We start from the raw sequence: 1,207 nt of genomic DNA, 5'->3' as shown, positions 1-1,207 counted from the left end.
AGCCGCTCGGCGGCGCGGGCGGCGAACTCCCGTACGGTCAGCGGCCGGTCGAGCTCGCAGACGCGGCCGAGACCGCGTCGGCCGGTGGGGTCGCTCGTGTCGGGGACGAGGGGGCGGACGACGCGGAGGCCGAGCGCGCCGGCGAGGGCGTCGGAGACTCCGGGGTCGGCGGTGTCGGCGTTGGTGTGGGCGACGTGCAGGGCGATGTCGTTCTTGATCAGCGTGTGCACGACACGCCCCTTGAACGTCGACGCGGCGACGGTGGTGGTCCCCCGCAGGTACAGCGGATGGTGCGTGACCAGCAGGTCCGCCCCCAGCTTCACCGCCTCCTCGACGATCTCCCGAACCGGGTCGACGGCGAACAGTACCCGCCCGACCTCCTGCTCCGGGTCCCCCACGACGGTACCGACCGCGTCCCACGACTCGGCCCGCTCGGCGGGCCACAGACTCTCCAGCGCGGCGATGACTTCAGACAGACGGGGCACACACCCAAGGCTACCTGCCGGTTCCTGTCGAACATACCGGTCGGGCGGATACCTGTGGATAACTACGGATACCCGCGGTTCACGTACGTGGACGACGGTGGGGTCCCCACCCGCCTCCGCCGTCCCCCCTGTGGCACAAAACCCGCCCCCGCCTCAGAGGAATCGCTTCTGCACCACTCGTACGAGCGAAGAGGGACCCCGGTCGTCCCACGGCCGCGCGTACGAAAACTAGCTTCTGCGGCGGAGGTGATCGGACGATGACGGCTTGTGTGATCGAACCGACCGCGGGGGACGCGGAGGGGGCGACGGGAGCGGGTTGCGTGATCACTGCGGACGGGGGGTACGGAGCGCGGCTCGCCCAGAACGGGGACGCGTGGTTCCCGGAGAGATGGTCGCTGGGCGGACCGGAGGCGTACGTCGTCCCGCTGCCCGGCGATCAGCCCGAGGAGGCCGGGACGGAGGTCCAACCCCTCGCGGACGGAAGGGTGTTGATCCATCGGAGGGTCGAAGAACGGCGCCTGTTCGCGCTGTTGTACCCGACGGGCCCCGGCACCGGGGAGGTGCAGCTCGGGGCGGTGGAGTGCGCGGACCTGACGCTGCTGCCGCCGGCCCCCTGCGGGAAACGCGTGTTCGCGCTGGCGGTCGGGGAGACCTCGACGACCGTGTGGCAGGTGGCCGGCGGCGCCTTCGGGCCCGAGCGGCTGGCGCGGGTGCCGGGCCGG

At 71.9% G+C, this 1,207-nt stretch carries 1 protein-coding gene and 1 pseudogene; one reads left to right on the top strand and one right to left on the bottom strand.

The window, feature by feature from the left end:
• Positions 1-485: Nif3-like dinuclear metal center hexameric protein (locus ACVNF4_RS36255; RefSeq protein WP_461807067.1), on the bottom strand; the 485-nt coding region annotated here is incomplete at its 3' end.
• 257 nt (positions 486-742) lie between these two features.
• Here ACVNF4_RS36255 and ACVNF4_RS36250 point away from each other — a divergent pair.
• Positions 743-1,207, top strand: a pseudogene (locus tag ACVNF4_RS36250) (hypothetical protein); the annotation flags it as partial.

Source organism: Streptomyces sp. S6, assembly GCF_054880855.1.
This window is presented reverse-complemented; position numbering and strand designations above follow the sequence as displayed.